At 30.7% G+C, this 1460-nt stretch carries 1 protein-coding gene; it reads right to left on the reverse strand.

Features of this window, described 5'->3' with window-relative positions; genetic code table 11:
* Positions 1–265 precede the first annotated feature (265 nt).
* Positions 266–1309, reverse strand: a complete 1044-nt coding sequence (locus tag G468_RS0117840; RefSeq protein ID WP_026824130.1) for a hypothetical protein — start codon at positions 1307–1309, stop codon at positions 266–268.
* Between the last annotated feature and the right edge of the window lie 151 nt (positions 1310–1460).

A 1460-nucleotide genomic window follows, 5' to 3' on the forward strand; every position in this document is an offset into this window, starting at 1 on the left:
TGGAAAGTCCCTACGTCCGTAGGCTCAACTCCGCCTCGCATAAACTTCATGCTCGGCTATCAGCAAATTACAGGCGCAACTTCCCTGACTTTTTTACTGATACCTGATTGTTAAAGAGCTATTTAGAGTGTTAACAGAATAAGAGATAAGTTTTTGGAATATTCGAATATTCCAGTGATGCTTTGGAATATTCTCAAATGAATTGAATTGAGATGAATTGATATAAATTATTGATATTAAATAGATTTAATTTTAAGGAGGTTAGTTACTCTAAAGTGTTAACTTCAGATTTTTCAATTTCTGGGATGATTTCTATTACGACATCTCTCATATGTTTTTGTAAAGCCTTGCCATTTGGAGCTTTAAGCCCAATACCAGAAAAATCTTGACTAACTTCACTATTAGGATCTTCTAAGTATTTTCTGATGTTTTCCGCAACTTCAGCTCCGTACTGAATTTGAATAAATGCTTTTAATGCAGATGCTAGATAATTAACTGTTTTAGGTGATGAACTTGTTGTCGATGGGAAATGCGAAAGGGTGTTATTAGAACGATTTTCTATTCTTGTGTTTTTTGATTCTAAATAATAATTAGATCTTTCTTCCTTATCAATTCTATATAAATACAATAGCGCGTTTATTTCATCTTTCGGTAAAACAAAATCATCATACTCAACACCACTTAAAAAATAATTATTAAAATCAATCGCTTTCTTTATGCTATTATATGAAATCCATTCTGTGCCTTTTCTAGATGGAATATTTATATAAAAATATTCGCAATTTGTTTTATATGGTTTTGCTTTAAAACTAAGTATGGGATTAAGATTAATTTGTCGCTTTTCAGGGAAAGTTACTGCACGGGTCATAGCACTGATAGGTTGAACATTAATTATTGAACTTTTAAGTAGAAAATCTTCATATGTGATTTTCTCAGGCAAAATTAAGTGACTTTTTCTGTTCTTTAAATAGAACAATATATTTTCTATTCTTTTAATTATCCTATTAACGGAACTTTCATTAATAAGATTTATTTTGTCACCAACAATAGAGTAAAGTAATTCTAGAAATTTTAAATCAGCAGTATCCGTGTATACAGAATTCTTTACTTGATTAACTATAAATTCGATGTCTAGAGCTAGACGATCCCAATAGTCTACCCCCCAATCAAAACATAATGCTATTTTGCTATTTTTCCACAGATAAACTATTTCTTTTTTATCAATAATTTCGGGTTGTATTAATTTATTAATTTCTTCACAAGAGTCATATATATCAAAATAATCTGCTTTAAGATTATCTTCTGTCATATTTATTCCTTTATCATTATTCAGATAGTTTATCTAGTTCGCTATCTGAAAGCCCTGTAGCAATCTTTATCAGATTACGCTCTGCACCATTGATTAACAGTTGTTTGGCAATTTTATGCGAGGCGCTTTTCTCACCATCCTTCTGGCCTAG

This window comes from Arsenophonus nasoniae DSM 15247, assembly GCF_000429565.1.
GTDB classification, from domain to species: Bacteria; Pseudomonadota; Gammaproteobacteria; order Enterobacterales; family Enterobacteriaceae; genus Arsenophonus; species Arsenophonus nasoniae.

Excerpts from the sequence above, each read along its gene's own strand:
- G468_RS0117840 (WP_026824130.1), bottom strand. The coding sequence starts at position 1,309 with ATGACAGAAGATAATCTTAAAGCAGATTATTTTGATATATATGACTCT.